This is a genomic window from Streptomyces sp. NPDC005374, assembly GCF_042872225.1.
GTDB lineage: Bacteria > Actinomycetota > Actinomycetes > Streptomycetales > Streptomycetaceae > Streptomyces.
On sequence record NZ_JBIAKA010000008.1, the window covers coordinates 466,581 to 481,728 of the forward strand.

General features: G+C 71.6%; 15 protein-coding genes. 10 read left to right on the forward strand and 5 right to left on the reverse strand.

Translation table 11 applies throughout. The features are described from left to right. The first annotated feature begins 126 nt into the window (after positions 1 to 126). The 9 genes from ACFYRX_RS23010 (at position 127) to ACFYRX_RS23050 (ending at position 9,106) form a co-directional block, all read left to right on the forward strand. Positions 127 to 870 (forward strand): SDR family NAD(P)-dependent oxidoreductase, encoded by a 744-nt coding sequence (locus ACFYRX_RS23010; protein WP_389102626.1) that lies wholly within the window; start codon positions 127 to 129, stop codon positions 868 to 870. Between the two features lie 43 nt (positions 871 to 913). Continuing rightward, a complete protein-coding gene (locus ACFYRX_RS23015; RefSeq protein ID WP_389102629.1) occupies positions 914 to 1,660 on the forward strand; it encodes a FadR/GntR family transcriptional regulator in 747 nt (248 codons plus the stop codon). Then, entirely contained in the window at positions 1,657 to 2,802 is a 1,146-nt protein-coding gene (gene dgoD / locus ACFYRX_RS23020; protein ID WP_389102632.1) for a galactonate dehydratase, read from the forward strand. The genes ACFYRX_RS23015 and dgoD overlap by 4 nt, the downstream gene beginning before the upstream one ends. A gap of 47 nt (positions 2,803 to 2,849) precedes the next feature. Then, positions 2,850 to 3,470 carry a bifunctional 4-hydroxy-2-oxoglutarate aldolase/2-dehydro-3-deoxy-phosphogluconate aldolase gene (locus ACFYRX_RS23025; protein WP_389102634.1) on the forward strand — a complete coding sequence of 207 codons (621 nt, stop codon included), beginning with the start codon at positions 2,850 to 2,852 and terminating at the stop codon, positions 3,468 to 3,470. Positions 3,471 to 3,520: 50 nt separating this feature from the next. Beyond that, positions 3,521 to 4,441: a sugar kinase gene (locus ACFYRX_RS23030; RefSeq protein WP_389102755.1), complete on the forward strand. Its 921-nt coding sequence runs from the start codon at positions 3,521 to 3,523 to the stop codon at positions 4,439 to 4,441. 17 nt (positions 4,442 to 4,458) lie between these two features. Beyond that, positions 4,459 to 5,358, forward strand: a complete 900-nt coding sequence (locus ACFYRX_RS23035; protein WP_389102637.1) for an SMP-30/gluconolactonase/LRE family protein — start codon at positions 4,459 to 4,461, stop codon at positions 5,356 to 5,358. A 163-nt stretch (positions 5,359 to 5,521) separates the two neighbouring features. After that, positions 5,522 to 6,916, forward strand: coding sequence for a C4-dicarboxylate transporter DctA (dctA, locus tag ACFYRX_RS23040; protein WP_389102639.1), 1,395 nt, complete (start codon positions 5,522 to 5,524; stop codon positions 6,914 to 6,916). 84 nt (positions 6,917 to 7,000) lie between these two features. Next, positions 7,001 to 7,900 carry a LysR family transcriptional regulator gene (locus ACFYRX_RS23045; protein WP_389102642.1) on the forward strand — a complete coding sequence of 300 codons (900 nt, stop codon included), beginning with the start codon at positions 7,001 to 7,003 and terminating at the stop codon, positions 7,898 to 7,900. 111 nt (positions 7,901 to 8,011) lie between these two features. Then, a complete protein-coding gene (locus ACFYRX_RS23050) occupies positions 8,012 to 9,106 on the forward strand; it encodes a tartrate dehydrogenase (protein ID WP_389102645.1) in 1,095 nt (364 codons plus the stop codon). On the opposite strand, the gene egtD is transcribed toward ACFYRX_RS23050, so the two are convergent. The 4 genes from egtD to egtA form a co-directional block, all read right to left on the reverse strand. After that, positions 9,096 to 10,100, reverse strand: a complete 1,005-nt coding sequence (gene egtD, locus ACFYRX_RS23055) for an L-histidine N(alpha)-methyltransferase (protein WP_389102648.1) — start codon at positions 10,098 to 10,100, stop codon at positions 9,096 to 9,098. The genes ACFYRX_RS23050 and egtD overlap by 11 nt on opposite strands. Before the next feature lie 62 nt (positions 10,101 to 10,162). Further along, a complete protein-coding gene (gene egtC, locus ACFYRX_RS23060) occupies positions 10,163 to 10,942 on the reverse strand; it encodes an ergothioneine biosynthesis protein EgtC (RefSeq protein ID WP_389102651.1) in 780 nt (259 codons plus the stop codon). Beyond that, positions 10,942 to 12,273: an ergothioneine biosynthesis protein EgtB gene (egtB, locus tag ACFYRX_RS23065; protein WP_389102654.1), complete on the reverse strand. Its 1,332-nt coding sequence runs from the start codon at positions 12,271 to 12,273 to the stop codon at positions 10,942 to 10,944. Before egtB ends, egtC begins: the two co-directional genes overlap by 1 nt. Further along, positions 12,270 to 13,559, reverse strand: coding sequence for an ergothioneine biosynthesis glutamate--cysteine ligase EgtA (gene egtA / locus ACFYRX_RS23070; protein WP_389102656.1), 1,290 nt, complete (start codon positions 13,557 to 13,559; stop codon positions 12,270 to 12,272). The genes egtB and egtA overlap by 4 nt, the downstream gene beginning before the upstream one ends. A 236-nt stretch (positions 13,560 to 13,795) precedes the next feature. Between egtA and ACFYRX_RS23075 the strand changes: the two genes are divergently transcribed. Continuing rightward, entirely contained in the window at positions 13,796 to 14,626 is an 831-nt protein-coding gene (locus ACFYRX_RS23075; RefSeq protein WP_389102659.1) for a TIGR02452 family protein, read from the forward strand. A 39-nt stretch (positions 14,627 to 14,665) separates the two neighbouring features. On the opposite strand, the gene ACFYRX_RS23080 is transcribed toward ACFYRX_RS23075, so the two are convergent. Further along, positions 14,666 to 15,121 carry a type II toxin-antitoxin system PemK/MazF family toxin gene (locus ACFYRX_RS23080; protein ID WP_389102662.1) on the reverse strand — a complete coding sequence of 152 codons (456 nt, stop codon included), beginning with the start codon at positions 15,119 to 15,121 and terminating at the stop codon, positions 14,666 to 14,668. Positions 15,122 to 15,148: the final 27 nt, after the last annotated feature.

Consider the following 15,148-nt stretch of genomic DNA (forward strand, 5'->3'; position numbering starts at 1 on the left):
CGTGCCGGTCAGTCTCGGAGCGTCACCGTCATGCCGTCAAGATATATTCATAATTAATTGAAACAGCTATGGTGGGCTCGTAGGCAGCAGCGAGGGGAGACGTACGTGATGACGGAATGCCGCAGGATGACAGGGCGCGTGGCGGTGATCACCGGGGCGGCGCACGGAATCGGCGCGGCCACGGCCCGGCGTTTCGCGGCCGAAGGGGCGGTGGTCGTGGTCACGGACGTGGACGACGCGGCCGGCAAGGCTGTCGCGGCAGAGATCGCGGACAGCGGCGGTCTCGCGGAGTACATACGCTGCGACGTCACCTCGGCCGCCGACTGGGAGCACCTGGCCCGTCACGTCGAGCAGCACCACGGACGGCTGGACGTGCTGCACAGCAACGCCTTCGCCCAACTCAACAAGCCCGCACACGAGTTGAGTGAGGCGGAATGGGACGGTCAGATGGCCGTGCTGCTCAAGCCGGCCTGGCGGGCCATGAAGACCTTCGCGGCCATGCTCCGTGAGGCCTCGGGCTCCGTCGTCCTCACCTCCTCGGTGCACGCGGTCATCGGGCTGCCGGGCCATGCCGCCTACGCCGCCGCGAAGGGCGCGCTGTGCTCGCTGGGACGGCAGTTGGCCGTCGAGTACGGTCCGGACATCCGGGTCAACACCGTGTTGCCCGGACCCATCCTCACCGCCGCCTGGGACGGCATACCCGAGCAGGACCGGGAACGCAGCGTGGCGGCCACCGCGGCCCGGCGCTTCGGGCAGCCGGAGGAGGTGGCGGCCGCCGTCGCCTTCCTGGCATCGGCGGACGCCTCCTATGTGACCGGAGCCAGCCTCGTGGTCGATGGAGGATGGAGCGTCATGAAGGAGTCCTCGTGAGAAGTGCGCACAGCACTTCAGGACCGATACGGAAACGGAGCACGTGGTGACCCATCCCCCCAAGGGGCTGCACGGCCAGGCCGTGGAGGAGCTGGGCCGGCGCATCATCCGCGGCGACTACCCCCCGGGTTCCGTGGTGGACCCGGTCAAGTTCGAGACCGAACTCGGTGTCAGCAAGACCGTGGTGCGCGAGGCGATGCGCGTGCTGGCCTCCAAGGGCCTGCTCGAGTCGAAGCAGAAACGCGGTACGACCATCCGGCCCCGCGCCGACTGGAACCTGCTCGACAGCGACCTGCTGCGCTGGCAGGGCAGCAGCGCCCCCACCGACGGCTTCCTGGAGGACCTCGCCGAGGTCCGCGCGATAGTCGAACCCGCCGGAGCCCGCCTCGCCGCGACCCGACGCACCCCCTTGGACCTGGAGGCGATGCGGCAGGCGCTCGACGCCATGGCCGCGGCCGGCGCGGACGCGGACGCGATGGTCGAGGCGGACCTGGCCTTCCACCGTGCACTGCTGGAGTCCGCGCACAACGAACTGCTCAGCCGGATGGAGGTCGTCATCGAGGCCGGCCTGCGCATCCGTGACCGGATCGTGCACGGCGCCCGGCACTTCTCCGACTCCATCCCCGTGCACCAGGAACTGCTGGACGCGGTCGAAGCCGGCGATCCGGACGCCGCCGTGGCCGCCGTCGAGTCCCTCCTGGCCCAGGCCTCCGACGACCTGGCGGCCGTACGGGCCCGCGACGACCACAACGACGTGGCGCCCCATCCGCTGCCGAAGGAACTTCCTTGAAGATAACCGGACTTGAGACGTTCCTCGTCGCCCCGCGCTGGCTGTTCCTGCGCGTCGCCACCGACGAGGGCGTCACCGGCTGGGGCGAGCCCGTGATCGAGGGCCGCGCCGAGACCGTACGCGCCGCGGTCCACGAACTCGCCGACCACCTCGTCGGCCGGGACCCGCTGCGCATCGAGGACCACTGGCAGGTGCTCACCAAGGGCGGCTTCTACCGCGGCGGACCCATCCTCTCCAGCGCCGTCGCCGGCATCGACCAGGCCCTGTGGGACATCGCCGGCAAGACCTACGGCGTCCCCGTGCACCGCCTCCTGGGCGGCCCTGTCCGCGACCGCGTCCGCATGTACGCCTGGATCGGCGGGGACCGGCCCAGCGAGGTCGCGGAACTGGCCGAGGAACAGATGAAGGCGGGCTTCACCGCCGTCAAGATGAACGCCTCGGCCGAACTCGCCCCGATCGACACCCCGGCCCGCACCGCCGAGGTCGTCGAGCGCGTCGCCGCCGTCCGCGAGGTGCTGGGCGACGAGCGGGACATCGCCGTCGACTTCCACGGCCGCGCCTCCACCGCCATGTCACGCCGCCTGCTGCCCCAACTGGAGCCGCTGCACCCGCTGTTCGTCGAGGAACCCGTCGTACCGGAACACTCGGGCAACCTGCGCAGCCTGGTGGAGTCCACCAGCATCCCGCTCGCCACCGGCGAACGCCTGTACTCCCGCTGGGACTTCCGCGAGGTCATGACCAGCGGCATCGCCGTCGCCCAGCCCGATCTGTCGCACGCCGGCGGCATCTCCGAGGTCCGCCGCATCGCGGCCATGGCCGAGACGTACGACGTCGCCCTGGCCCCGCACTGTCCCCTCGGCCCGATCGCGCTGGCCGCGAGCCTCCAGATCGCCTTCTCCGTACCGAACTTCCTCATCCAGGAACAGAGCCTCGGCATCCACTACAACAAGGGCGCCGACCTGCTGGAGTACGTGATGGACCCCGAACCCTTCCGCTTCCGGGACGGGTACGCCGTCGCCTCCACCCGCCCGGGTCTCGGTGTCGACATCGACGAGAAGGCGGTACGCCACGCCGCCGAGACCGGACACCGCTGGCGCAACCCCGTATGGCGGGGAGCGGACGGGGCGTTCACCGAATGGTGAGCACCATCAGGCCCCCACACCCCCGAGCCCAAGGAGAGCCCGCCCCCATGAACCTGGTGGAATCGCTGCGCGCCCACCGCCTGCTGGCGATCGTCCGCGGCAAGGACCCCGCCGCTGCCCTGCGCACGGTGAGCACCCTCGCCGAAGAGGGCATCGCCGCCATCGAGGTGTCGCTGACCACCGCCGACGCCCTGACCGTCATCCGGCAGGCGCGCGCCGAACTCGGCCCCGACGCACCTCTCGGTGCCGGAACCGTGCGTTCGGCCGATCACGCGGCCCGCGCCGTGGACGCCGGCGCCTCCTACCTCGTCACCCCGGCCCTCGTCGACGGACTCGAGCCGTACGGCGTGCCCGTGCTGATGGGCGCCCTGACACCGAGCGAGGTCGAAGCCGCCCTCGCCCGGGGCGCCGACGCGATCAAGCTCTTCCCCGGCTCCTTCGGCGGCCCCGGCTATCTGCGGGCACTGCGCGACCCCTTCCCCGAGGTGCCCTTCGTGCCCGTCGGCGGAGTGGACGCGCGGGCCGCCCGCGACTACCTGGACCGGGGTGCCCTCGCCGTCGGCGTCGGCTCACCGCTGGTCGGGGACGCTGCCGACGGCGGCGACCTGGAGCAACTCCGCGTCCGCGCGGCCGCGTTCCGCGAGGTGGCCGCGGGAGGGACCCCGTGACGACACTGACCGGCCTGGAGGCGCCCGAGGTGGTGACCTTCGGCGAGACGATGGCGGCCCTGCGGGCCCACGGCGCACTGCGCCTCGGCGGCAGCCTCGGCATGTCCGTGGCGGGAGCCGAGTCCAACGTCGCCATCGGCCTCGCCCGGCTCGGACACCGGGTGCGCTGGGCAGGGCGGGTCGGCGCGGACGAACTCGGCGCGCTGGTCCTGCGCACCCTGCGTGCCGAGGGAGTCGACATCGACCACGCCGTCACCGATGACACCGGCCGCCCCACGGGACTGCTGCTCACCGAACCGCGGCTGGGCACGCTCACACGCGTCAGCTACTACCGCGCCGGTTCGGCGGGTTCGGCCGTCTCCCCGGCCGACGTCCTGCCCGCACTGGCGCAAAGGCCCCGCATCCTGCACCTGACCGGCATCACACCGGCGCTCAGCGCGTCGGCGGCCGAGGCCGTCGTGGCCGCCGCCACCGCCGCCCGCGAGGCGGGCATCACCGTCTGCCTCGACGTCAACCACCGCTCCCGGCTGTGGACTTCGGACCGCGCCCGCACCGCGCTCCGGCCCCTGCTGGTCCACACCGACCTGCTCATCGCCTCCGAGGACGAGCTCCCGCTGGTGCTGGAACGGCCCGGCGCGGAGGAATCCGAGGCCGTGCACAGCATCCTGGCAGCAGGCGTGAGCGAGGTGGTCGTCAAGCGGGGCGCGAACGGCGCGACCAGTGTCACCGCCGACGGGACGACCGACCGCGCGGCGCGACAGGTCGACGCCGTCGATCTGGTCGGCGCGGGCGACGCCTTCGTCGCCGGGTACCTGTCCGGGCTCCTCGACGGCGCGGACATCCCGGCCCGGCTGCACCGGGCCGTCACCACCGCGGCCTTCGCCGTCGCCACCCGGGGCGACTGGGAGGGCCTTCCCACGCGGGACGAACTCGGTCTGTTCGACCAGCCCGAGGGCACGACCATCCGCTGAACCTGGAGAGAGGGAACATGACATCAACGGCAGCGTCGGCGGCGGTACTCGTGGACGGAGGGTACGAGCTCGCCGAGGGCGGCCGCTGGGTCGACGGCCGGTATGTGTACGTCGACATCCTCAGCGGCCGGCTCTTCGAACTGCGCGACGCGGGCGGCCCCGTCCCACGCCGACTGGCCGCCCTCGACGTGCCGTTGGGCGCCGTCGCGCCGGTGCACGGCCGACCGGACACCTGGATCGCCGCCGCGGGCACCGGCATCGCCCTGCTCGACGCGGACGGCGCCCTGGAGTGGCTGGACCGGCCCGAGGACCGCACGCCGGTCCCCAGCCGGATGAACGACGGCGTCGCCGACCCCGCGGGGCGCTTCTGGGCCGGCAGCATGGCCTACGACGGCACCCCCGGTGCGGGCTCGCTGTACCGAACGGACCACGACGGCACGGTGGTTCGCGTCCTCGACGGTCTGACCATCGCCAACGGCCCGGCGTTCACGGCGGACGGCACCACCATGTACCTCGCCGACACCGCCGTCGGTACCGTCCTGAGGTGCCGGGTCGACCCCGCCTCGGGCGATCTCCTGGGCGGCCCGGAGGCCTTCGCCCGGTTGCGTGACGGCGAAGGCAGCCCCGACGGAATGACCGTCGACGAGGAGAACTGCCTCTGGGTCGCGCTGTGGGGTGCCGGTACGGTCCGCCGGTACCACCCCGACGGCCGCCTGCTCCACACCCTGACCGTGCCAGCCCCTCACCCCACGTCGGTGTGTCTGCGCCCCGACGACAACCGCCCCGACGACAACCGCCTGTTCGTCACCACGGCCCGGTACGGGGTGACGAACCCGACCGCCGCGTCCGGCGCGGTGCTGAGCGTTCCCGTACCGGTCGCGGGAGCGGCGGCCTGCGCCTGGCGGGGCCTGCTCTGAGACGCGCGCCGAGCCCGGGGTGAGCCTGCGCCGGTACTGATAGGCCCGGCCTATACAGGGCATCGATTTTTGGTCGTGGACCCCTCAACCGCGGCCCGGTTCACTGTGGCGAAAGTCCGCGCGGACCGATCGGGCTCGGTGCCGTGCGATCAGGGAGGCTGCAATGACGCATACCCCGGGCAACGGACGAGCCGAACAGGCCGCGCGCATCACGGCGAAGCCGTGGTACCGGCAGTTGTACGTCCAGGTGCTGGTGGCGATCGTGATCGGCATCGTGCTCGGCTGGCGATGGCCGGACCTGGCCACCGACATGGAACCGATCGGTACGACCTTCATCACCGCGATGAAGATGCTCATCGGCCCGATCGTCTTCCTGACGATCATCGGCGGCATAGCGGGGGTCGCCGACCTGAAGAAGGTCGGACGCACCGGGATCAAGGCGCTCACCTACTTCCAGGCCGGCACGATCGTCGCGCTGCTGACGGGCCTGGTGGCGATCAACGTCTTCCGGCTCGGCGACGGCGTGCACGCCGATCCGTCGACGCTGCGGACCTCGGGCGACGCGAGCCAGTACGTCGAGCAGGGCGAGCACCAGCACTGGTGGGAGTTCCTCACCAACATCGTGCCGAACAGTTTCTTCGGCCCGTTCGTCGAGGGGAACATCCTCCAGGTCATCTTCCTCGCCGTCGTCTTCGGCATCGCGATCAAGATGGTGGGCAAGCCGGGCGAGCCGATCATCGCGGCCGTCGGGCGGCTGACGGAGGTCGTCTTCAAGGTCCTGTCCTTCGTCATGAAGGCCGCGCCACTGGGCGCGTTCGGCGCGATGTCGTACGCCATCGGGAAGTTCGGCCTGTCCACACTGACCAGCCTCGGCTCACTGATCGTCCTGTTCTACGTCACCTCGGCCCTGTTCGTCGTGGTCGTGCTCGGCGGAGTGCTCGCCCTGTACGTGCGGCTGAACATCTTCCAGCTCTTCCGCTACTTCAAGGAGGAGTTCTGGCTGATCCTCGGCACCTCGACCGCCGAACCCGCGCTGCCCGGACTGATGCGCAAGCTGCACTTCATGGGCGCGGAGCGCTCCACTGTCGGTCTGGTGGTGCCGACCGGCTACAGCTTCAACCTCGACGGCGCGGCGATCTACCTCTCGCTGGCCACCCTGTACATCGCCCAGGCCACCGACACCTCACTGTCGATCGGGCAGCAACTCGGCCTGCTGGCCGTCATGTTGCTGACGTCGAAGGGTGCTGCCGGTGTCGCGGGCGGCGGGTTCATCGCGCTCACCGCGACCTTGTCGACGGTCGGCTCGGTCCCGGCGGCGGGCATCATGCTCATCTTCGGCATCGACAAGTTCATGTCGGAGTGCCGGGCCCTGGTGAACTTCTTCGGCAACGCCGTCGCCACCCTGGTCGTCGCCAGGTGGGAGAACGGCCTGGACCTGGAACGGGCCCGGGCGGTGCTGGCCGGCCAGGCGGGCGAGCCTCCCCTGACCACCGAGGCCGAGGACATCCGGCCGGTCGCCGTGGCCCCGGCCCCGCAGACCGCCCAGGCGGCGCCCTGACCGGCCCATGCTGGAGGCGGCGGAACGGAAACCGGCAGGTAGGCTCGCCCCGCCCGTCGGACCAGCACAGAGCGGGGAGGCGCCGTGGACGCCCGGCAACTGGAGTACTTCCTCGCCATCGTCGAGCACGGCGGCTTCAGCAAGGCCGCCGCCGCCCTCCACGTGGCCCAGCCCTCGCTGTCCCAGGCGATGGCGAACCTGGAGGCCGACCTCGGAGTGGCCCTCTTCCACCGTGTCGGGCGGGGCGTCGTACTGAGCGAAGCCGGTGCGGAACTGCTGGAGCCGAGCCGGCGCGTGCTGCGGGACCTGACGGCCGTACGGGACACCGCGGCCGCGCTCGCCGGGCTGCACGGCGGCAGCGTCGAGGTCGCCACCATGCCCTCGCCCGGCATCGAACCGCTCACCACCCTCATCCACCGCTTCTCCGAACTCCATCCGTCGGTGACGGTGAGCACCCGGGCCGCCTTCACGCCGGACGAGGTCGTCTCCCTGGTGCGCAGCGGCGCCTGCGAACTGGGGCTGCTGGGCAGCGCCGCCCCCGTGCACCCCTCCGGCCTCGACGTCCTGCACGTCGAGGACCAGCCGTTCGTCGTCGTCGCCGCACCCGGCGGCGCGATCCAGGACGACGTGACGATCCGGCCCGAGGACCTGGCAGGCCAGAAACTCATCGCCTCCCGGACCGGCAGCCTGATGCGCAGCATCGTGGACGACATCACCGCGGGCGGCACCGGCACGGAGATCGTGACGGTCGTGGACCACCGCACGTCGATCCTGCCGCTGATCCTCACCGGGGTGGGCGTCGCGGTCCTGCCCTCCGCGTGGACCCGGCTGGCCCGCCGTTGCGGCGCGGTGGTCGCCCCCATCGAACCGACCGCCCACCTCCACGTGGCGATGGTCGGCCTGCCCGCGCACCTCACACCGGCCGCGCGCGCGTTCCTCACCCTCACCAGGTCTCTGGCAGAGCGGCGGGCACGCCCCACCTGACGCAGGACCGATCGGCCACGCCTATACGTCGTATCGAAAGCAGGTCTTGGACGCGCACTGACACCGGTGTGTTGACTCGGACCGACCGCACGACGCGAGCCGGAGGCACCCATGACAGCCGCACCCCGCACGTTCCGCATCGCCGCCATCCCCGCCGACGGGGTCGGCAAGGAGGTCGTCGCCGCCGGGCGGTCCGTCCTGGACGCCCTGGCCGAGACCTCCCGGGACTCCGCCGAACCCTTCGCGTTCGACTGGGAGGAGTTCCCCTGGGGCTGCGAGTACTACACGCGCACCGGGAAGATGATGGACGAGGACGGCCTGGAGCGGCTCAAGGACTTCGACGCGATCTACTTCGGCGCGGTCGGCTGGCCCGGCGTCCCCGACCACGTCAGCCTGTGGGGCCTGCGCCTGAGGATCTGCCAGAACTTCGACCAGTGGGCCAACGTCCGCCCCGTGCACTTCCTGCCCGGAGTGCGGAGCCCCCTGCGCAAGGCCGACGACACCGAGCTCGACTGGGTCGTCGTCCGCGAGAACAGCGAGGGCGAGTACGCCGGTCTCGGCGGCCGCAACTTCGGTGGGCGCGGACCGGGCGGTGAAGTCGCCGTCCAGTCCGCCCTGTTCACCGAGGTCGGGTGCGAGCGGATCATGCGGTTCGCCTTCGACCTGGCCCGCACCCGGGACCGCAGGAAGGTCTCCTCCGTCACCAAGAGCAACGCCCAGCAGTACGGCATGGTGCTGTGGGACGACGTCTTCAAGCGCGTCGCGCTCGACTACCCGGACGTGGAGACGGAGAGCGTCCTGGTCGACGCCATGTCCGCGAAGTTCGTCCTCAGGCCCGAGGACCTCTCCGTCGTCGTCGCCTCCAACCTCAACGCCGACATCCTCTCCGACCTCGGCAGCGCCCTCGCCGGCAGCCTGGGCCTGGCCGCCAGCGCCAACCTCAACCCCGAGCGCCGCTTCCCCAGCATGTTCGAGCCGGTCCACGGCTCCGCCCCGGACATCGCGGGCCAGGGCCTGGCCAACCCCATCGGCGCGGTCGGCAGCGCGGCCCTGATGCTGGAACACTTCGGTCTGCCCGACCAGGCGGCCCGCCTGAACAAGGCGATCGAGGCCACGACCGGTGCGGGCATCCTCACCCGCGACGTCGGCGGCACGGCCACGACCGAGGACGTGACCAAGGCGCTGATCGACGCGCTCAGCGCCTGACGGCCTGCTCTGTCCGGTGCGCGGTGGCGAGGGTGATCGCGAAGCCCGCCTCGGAGTCGGCCCACACCTGGTCGGTCTCCAGACCCGCAGCGGTCAGTTCCGCCCGCAGCCCGTCCGTGGTGAACTTCGCGCTCCGTTCGGTGATCCATTCCTCTCCACGGTCGAAGTGCACCGTGAGACCGAGTCGCCGGATGGAGACGCGCTGCTCGGTGAGACTGCGCAGCCTCATCTCGATGTGCTGTTCGGCGTCGTTCCACACGGCCCGGTGCTCGAAGGAGTCGGGCTCGAAGTCGGCGTCCAGCTCACGGTTGAGGACGTACAGGAGATTCTTGTTGAACTCGGCGGTGACGCCTTCACAGTCGTCGTACGCCGCGATCATCTCCTCGGTGTCCTTGACCAGGTCGGCGCCGATCAGCAGGAAGTCCTCGGGGCGCATGAGGCTCCGGATCTCCCGCAGGAAGGGGACCCGGACGGGCCGGCGGAAGTTGCCCAGCGTGCTGCCGATGAACGCGATCAGCCGTGGCGCGTCCGCCGGCGGCTCGGGCAGTTCCAGAGGAGCCGTGAAGTCGGCGCGAAGGGCATGGAGCGTGAGCTCCGGATACGCCTGGACGAGTTGGGCTCCGGCCTGGTGCAGAGCGTCCTCGCTGACGTCGACGGGGACGTAGTGCAGCCCCGCAGGACCGAGGGCCTCCAGGATCAGTTTCGTCTTGGTGCTGCTGCCCGAGCCGAGTTCCACCAGGCTGCGGGCCCCGGTGCGCTCGGCGATGTCGCGGGCGTGGAGCACGAACAGCCCGAGCTCCGCACGCCACAGCGGGTACTCCTTGAGCTGGGTGATCTCCTCGAACAGCTCGCTGCCACGGGCGTCGTAGAACCAGGTGGGCGCGGTGGACTTGGGAGTGCTCGTCAGGCCGTGCCGGATGTCGGCCCGCAGGGCCCTCGCGTAGTGCTCGGCGTCCAGGGTGTCGGTGTAGCCGTAGGTGCGGGTGCCGGTCACGGGTGCCTCACTTCGGTCGACGGCGGAGGACGGGAGGTCTGACCCCCACTGAGGGAACGGGCTCACGTGCGGGGCTCCTTGAGTGGTTCCGCGGACGGTTCCTTGAGTGGTGTGAGCAGGACATCGGTGCGGCTCGCCGCGAGCAGGGTGCGGTCGGGGACCTCCTGCCAGTGCGGATCGTCGTCATACGGCTCGGAGGCCACGACCGTGCCGCCGCCGGGGCGTGAGAGGTACCAGAGGGTGTCGCCCCAGGCGGTCGCGGCGATCGACTCGCCGTTGGTCAGAAGGAGGTTGAGCCGCGAGGCCGGTGCCGCCTCGGCCACCTCCAGGACCGTGTCGGCGAGCGCTTGGCCCTCCTCGTCACCGCCGCGCAGCCGGTTCAGGACCAGGGCCCACACGAACGCCGAGTCGTTGCGGGCCTCCATCGACAGCAGATCCGCCGGCGGCACGGAGGCGGTCAGGGAGGCCAGGGAGTGCGGCCAGCCCTTGACCGCGCCGTTGTGGCTGAACAGCCAGGGTCCCGAGGCGTACGGGGCCGCGGCGGCCTCGGCGTCGGCTCCCGCCAGGGTCGCGTCCCGTACGGCGGCCAGGACGGCCCCCGAACGCACGACCCGTGCCAGGTCGGCGAACGACAGGTCCGCCCAGATGGGCCCGGCCCGCCGGTAGCGCGCCGGGGACGGGTCGCCCTCGGCGTACCAACCGACCCCGAAACCATCGGCGTTGACCGTGCCGTGCCGTTGCCGCCGCGGTTCCCACGACTGGTGGTACAGGCTGTGCGGGGGCTCCACGAGGAGCCGGCCGAGCGGCTCCTCGGGGCCCAGGTACGCGAGGTGACGGCACATCAGGCGGCTCCCGCGGAACGGGCCGTGCGGAAGCCGGAGAAGATCTGCCGCCGGATCGGGTAGTCCCAGTTGCGGAACGTGCCCCGGCAGGCCACCGCGTCCACGGCGAACGAACCACCGCGCAGCACCTTGTGGTCGGGGCCGAAGAACACCTCCGAGTACTCCTTGTACGGGAACGCCTGGAACCCGGGGTAGGGCTCGAAGTCGCTCGCTGTCCACTCCCACACGTCACCGATCAACTGGCGTACACCGAGCGGCGACTCACCCTCCGGGTAGCTTCCGGCGGGGGCGGGGCGCAGGTGCCGCTGGCCCAGGTTGGCGTGCTCGGGCGCCGGGTCGGCGTCACCCCACGGGTAGCGCGTGGAGCGGTTGCCCGCCGGGTCGTGGCGGGCCGCCTTCTCCCACTCCGCCTCGGTCGGCAGCCTGCGTCCGGCCCAGCGGGCGTAGGCGTCGGCCTCGTACCAGCACACGTGGACCACCGGCTCGTTCGGCGGCACGACCTCGGTGACGCCGAAGCGCCTGCGCAGCCACTGCTTGCCGTCGCGGTTCCAGAACAGCGGGGCGTGGATGGAGTGCGCGCGGATGTGGGCCCAGCCCGCGGCCGTCCACCAGCGCTCCTCGTCGTAGCCGCCGTCCTCGATGAAGGCCTGGTACTGGGCGTTCGTCACCGGGGTGGTGTCGATGTGGAAGGAGTCCACCTCACGCCGGTGCGCCGGGCGTTCGTTGTCCAGCGCCCAGGGTTCGTCGGAGGTGCCCATGGTGAACGGGCCGCCGGGGACCAGGACTTCGGCCGGACCGGTGAACAGCGGGGCCGGTCCGGGGTCCGGGGCGGTCAGGGCCGGGGGGCCCTTGCGGAGCTGATGGGTGATCAGCATGGTCTCGTCGTGCTGCTGTTCGTGCTGCGCGACCATCCCGAAGGCGAACCCGGCCTCGGTGAGCCGGGTGCCGTGCAGCGCGGTGCTCTCCAGGACGTCGAGGACCCGCCCGCGCACCTCGGCGGCGTAGCGCCGGGACTCCACGGGCGACAGCAGGGGCAGGGTGGGGCGTTCGGAGCGCGGGTGCTCGAAGGCGTCGTAGATGCCGTCGATCTCGGGCCGTATCGCCTCCTGCCCGGCGACGTTCCGCAGCAGCCACTGCTCCTCCTGGTTGCCGATGTGGGCGAGGTCCCACACGAGCGGCGACATGAGAGGTGAGTGCTGGGCGGTCAGGTCGGGGTCCTCCACGCAGCTGGTCAGGAGTGTCGTGCGGTCCCGGGCGGTGACCAGCGTGGCCACGGCCCGCTCACGAAAGGCCTCGGGGTCGACCGGGGAGTCGGCGGAGAGGTCGGTCATGTGCGGATTTCCTTCCCGAGCGAACCGTGCGTCCGGTCCAGCAGATCGTCGGCGGGGCAGCGGCCCCGGATCACATAGCGGTGCAGATACGTTTCGACGGCGTCGGTGACCTCGGCGGTGGCGCCCAGCCGGGGCAGGGCCTCCAGTGCGGCCGAGAAGCACGCGATCGCCGCCTCGTGCAGCTCGGGGTCGGCCAGACCGTGACGGGCCGCGTCGATCCACAGTGGGTTGTGCGGGGCGGGCAGCGAGTGGGTGCGCTCCGCCAGCGGTTTCACCACCCGGTAGGCGGTCTCGGCGGCCTCCGGGTCGTCGAAGAGCGCGGTCGTCACGGCGAGCGGCACGATCCAGCCGTCCTCGCCGGGCTGTGCGTCGAGCATGCGCAGTTCGAGGTGGCCGCGGGGTCTGACCGGCGGGAACAGGGTGGAGACGTGGTAGTCGAGATCCTCCCGGGTCGGCTGCCGGGGCACTCCCGACCTGGCCCATTCCCGGAAGGCGAGCCCTTCCGGGACGTCCCAGGGGCCGCTGTCCCGTCGGATGCACATCACCGGCGCGTCCAGGACGTGTGCGGTCCAGGCGCTGCGGGGGTCGGTGTCCAGGGCGGGCCCGCCCGCCCGGTCCTTGCCGATCTCGGTCCACCGCAGCTGGCGGGTGGAGAGCCAGCCGGTGGGCTCTCCACCGGCGAGGGGGGAGTTGGCGAAGGCGGCCAGCAGGACCGCGCCCAGCTGGTGTGCCAGCCACCAGCGGCGCCCGAGGCCCAGGGGGCCGGGCTCCTCGTGGCCGGCGTCCACGCACACCTGCACGGAGGCCGTGCCGCACATCATGGCGCGGCCGGCCGGACCGGTGCGGTCGAGGCAGGTCTCCAGGGCGTCGTAGCGCGGTTCGTGCAGGAACCTGCGGGGCGGGTGCCAGGGTTCGTGGCCGATGCCGGCGAGGCCGAGGCCGTGCCCGGCGAGGGCCGCCCGGACGGCGGCGAGGTCGTCGGAGACGGTACCGATGCACTCCATCAGGGAGTCGGCGGGCTGTGAGCTGAGCTCCAGCTGACCGCCGGGTTCAACGGTGAGCGCCGACTTCAGGGGCACGGTCCGCAGTGCGGCGTAGGCCGCCGCGAGTCGTTCCGGTGTCACGGGGAGCCGCGGGTCGCGCAGCTCGTGGACGAGCCATTCCACTTCCACCCCGATGCGGCGGGGCGGGCCGGTCTTGAAGCAGATACCGCGGACCAGAGCCTCCAGCTCGGCCTCCGGTACGGCTGTACGGGGCTCCGTACAACCACTTACCGAGTCGGACATGTCGGGATCCTCCTAGGTGGCCCGGACAGACAACTCGTCCTACCCAAGACCCCCGCCGCGCTTGGCGCAAGGGTGCGTACCGGTACGTTCCGGACTCGTGGTCGTCATTTCCTCCATGGTGCGGGCACCCGGAAAACTCTGTTGCACCGCAGGACCAGCATCGCTCACGATGCGTTCATGAGCACGACGGGGGAGACCGCGCGGCCCGCACTCATGGCGCTCACGGGGGTGGCGCCATGAGCGCGCGGCTGCGCGGCATCGCGCAGGAGACGGAGCGGATCGTCGAGGCGGGACGCTACCGCGCGCCGGACGGACGGGAGGTCTCCGTGGCCGCCGAGATCGAGGCGGCGCGGACGGGGACGCGGATGTACGGTCCGGGCCCGGTGGAGGCCCCGCCCTCCGATCCCGGGGACACGTTCGTCGAGGTCACGGGCGAGAGCAGTCTGGAAGCGGCCCGTCGGCTCGGCGGGCACGTGGCCGTGCTGAACTTCGCCTCGGCCCGCAATCCGGGCGGCGGCTATCTGAACGGCGCCCAGGCCCAGGAGGAGGCCCTCTGCAGGGCCTCCGCGCTGTACACCTGCCAGCGTCAGGCCCGTGAGTTCTACGAGCACCACCGGGCCCACCGCGACCCGTTCTACACGGACCGGGTCATCCACTCACCGGCCGTGCCCGTGTTCCGCGACGACCGCGGCACACTGCTGGACTCGGCACACCTCGTGGGTTTCCTGACGGCGGCGGCCCCGAACGCGGGCGTTATGCTGCGTACGGCGCCGGAGCGCGCGGCCGAGCTGCCGCGGGCCCTCGCGGTGCGCGCCGAGCGGGTGCTGGAGGTGGCCGCGGCCCACGGCTACCCGCGAATGGTCCTGGGCGCCTGGGGCTGCGGGGTGTTCCAGAACGACCCCGCACAGGTGGCGGGGGCGTTCCGGAAGCTGCTCGGGCCCGGCGGACGGTTCGCCGGGGCCTTCGAGCACGTGGTGTTCGGGATCCTGGACCGGACGCGCGGCGCGGTGGTGCGCGAGGCGTTCGTCACCGCGTTCGCGGAGCGGCGGCTCCAGAACCAGGGTTAGTCAGGTCGACGAGGGGTCGGGCAGCTCATCCAGGGTTGGTCAGGTCCAGCCGTACCGCTCGTGCAGCCGGTTCCTGACCAGGTTGAACCGCCCCCGGTCCAGTGCGCACGCCTCCCGGCGCATGCCCTCCTCGTGGAGCCGCAGGATGCGGTCGACGTCCACCCAGGAGTCCCGTCCGGACTTGTCCCAGGGTCCGCCGCCGATCGCGACCCACTCCCGGTCCCCGTCGTGCCTCTTGCTCGACAGCTGTACGGCGAGGAAGGTGCCGGCCGCCTCGCGGGCGACCACGAGCACGGGTCGGTCCTTGCCGCGCCCGTCGTTCTCCTCGAAGGGCACCCAGGTCCAGACGATCTCTCCGGGGTCGGGGTCCCCGTCGTGCGCGGGGGAGTACTCGGTACGCACGGTGCCGACCTCGCGGGGGTCGGCCTCGGTGGTCGCGCCGGCGCCGTGGCGGCCGGGGACGTTCTCATCGGTGTCATGGGTAAACGCAGTCACGGGGGCACCTTAAGGGGTGCCCCCGTG

Excerpts from the sequence above, each read along its gene's own strand:
- ACFYRX_RS23010 (WP_389102626.1), top strand. The coding sequence starts at position 127 with ATGACAGGGCGCGTGGCGGTGATCACCGGGGCGGCGCACGGAATCGGC.
- ACFYRX_RS23025 (WP_389102634.1), top strand. The coding sequence starts at position 2,850 with ATGAACCTGGTGGAATCGCTGCGCGCCCACCGCCTGCTGGCGATCGTC.
- ACFYRX_RS23030 (WP_389102755.1), top strand. The coding sequence starts at position 3,521 with ATGGCGGCCCTGCGGGCCCACGGCGCACTGCGCCTCGGCGGCAGCCTC.
- ACFYRX_RS23035 (WP_389102637.1), top strand. The coding sequence starts at position 4,459 with ATGACATCAACGGCAGCGTCGGCGGCGGTACTCGTGGACGGAGGGTAC.
- dctA (WP_389102639.1), top strand. The coding sequence starts at position 5,522 with ATGACGCATACCCCGGGCAACGGACGAGCCGAACAGGCCGCGCGCATC.
- ACFYRX_RS23050 (WP_389102645.1), top strand. The coding sequence starts at position 8,012 with ATGACAGCCGCACCCCGCACGTTCCGCATCGCCGCCATCCCCGCCGAC.
- egtC (WP_389102651.1), bottom strand. The coding sequence starts at position 10,942 with ATGTGCCGTCACCTCGCGTACCTGGGCCCCGAGGAGCCGCTCGGCCGG.
- egtB (WP_389102654.1), bottom strand. The coding sequence starts at position 12,273 with ATGACCGACCTCTCCGCCGACTCCCCGGTCGACCCCGAGGCCTTTCGT.
- egtA (WP_389102656.1), bottom strand. The coding sequence starts at position 13,559 with ATGTCCGACTCGGTAAGTGGTTGTACGGAGCCCCGTACAGCCGTACCG.
- ACFYRX_RS23075 (WP_389102659.1), top strand. The coding sequence starts at position 13,796 with ATGAGCGCGCGGCTGCGCGGCATCGCGCAGGAGACGGAGCGGATCGTC.